1 protein-coding gene is annotated in these 1,623 nt (G+C 39.2%); it reads right to left on the bottom strand.

What is annotated here, in order from left to right; translation table 11 throughout:
• Nucleotides 1-1,623, bottom strand: a 1,623-nt coding sequence (locus GMD4S_RS08650; protein WP_000296076.1) for an Ltp family lipoprotein, incomplete at both ends; no start/stop codon positions are given.

Genomic DNA, 1,623 nt, shown 5'->3' with positions numbered 1-1,623 from the left:
TTGAATTGCATAGTTTGCTTCTTCTTTTGTAAATTTTCCAACATAAGAAGAAGTTAGCCACTCATAAATCTCTGTCTTTGATAAATGGTTATTCTTTCGGTATTCTCTTGCTGTAATTAAGGCATTTGCTTTGTAATCTGCATTCAAGTGATCGATGGCATACTGCGCTACTGAACTTGAAAAACCATTCCACGTTAATTGGTTATAGAGATCTTTTTTTGACATATGTAAAACCGAATTATAGCTTTTCGCTTTATTTAAAGCAGCATTGTACTGCTTCCCATCTAGTTTTGGTTGCCGCACACCATCGTAGTCTACATAGTGACGGCCACCATCTACCCATTTATCCCTAGCCATTTTACCGTCTGATTCAACATAATAACGACCGCCGTCTACCCATTCATTCTTGGCCATCTTACCATCTGATTTGAGATAATAATTTCCTACCCATTTGTTGCGAGCGTAGCTGCCTTCTGCTGTGAGATAGTAATATGAACCATAGTTTTTATCATAAATCCAGTCACTTTTAACCTTTTTTCCATCAGAATCAACATAATAACGACCACCATCTACCCATTCATTTTTAGCTCTCTTTCCATCTGATTTGAGGTAGTAATTTCCTACCCAGCCAGACTGAACTTTAGATTGTGATTTATCCTGTTTAGGAGTTGTTTCTTTAGCTTTTTCAGTCGGTTTTGATGCTGGTGTTTTCGGTTTCTCAGCAGGTTTTTGTGCTGGTGTTTTTGGTTTCTCAGCAGGTTTTTGTGCTGGTTTCGGTGCTGGTGTTTTCGATTTCTCAGCAGGTTTCTGTGCTGGCGTTTTCGGTTTCTCAGCTGGTTTTGGTGCTGGCTTTGGCGCTGGTTTTGGTTGCCACACACCATCGTCTCCTACATAATAACGACCACCATCTACCCATTCATTTTTGGCCATCTTACCATCTGATTTAAGATAGTAATTACCTACCCATGTGTTGCGAGCGTAGCTGCCTTCTCCTGTTAAATAATAGTATGACCCATAGTTTTTATCATAAATCCACTCAGCTTTAGCCATCTTACCATCTGATTTAAGATAGTAATTGCCTACCCATGTGTTGCGAGCGTAGCTGCCTTCTCCTGTTAAATAATAGTATGACCCATAGTTATTGTCATAAATCCATTCATTTTTAGCTCTCTTCCCATTTGATTTGAGATAGTAATTACCTACCCATGCGTTTCGAGCGTAGCTACCTTCTGCGGTTAGATAATAATAGGATCCATAGTTTTTATCATAAATCCATTCACTCTTAGCCATTTTACCATCTGATTTAAGATAGTAATTGCCTACCCAAGCATTTTGGACATAGTTTCCCGAAGCATTTAGATAGAAATAAGAATTAGCTTTTTTATCAAAAATCCACTTATTAGTAACTTTAGTACCATTTTCATAGTACGATGAGCCTACCCAACCAGACTGAGCTGTAGATTTGGACTTATCCTCTTTAGGACTTGTATTTTTAGGTTTCTCAGCAGGTTTTTGAGCTGGTGTTTTCGGTTTCTCAGCTGGTTTCGGCGCTGGCTTTGGCGCTGGTTTTGGTTCTGGTTTCGGTGCTGGTGTTTTTGGTTTCTCAGCAGGATTTTGCGCTGG

It is taken from the genome of Streptococcus sp. GMD4S, assembly GCF_000296955.1.
This window is presented reverse-complemented; position numbering and strand designations above follow the sequence as displayed.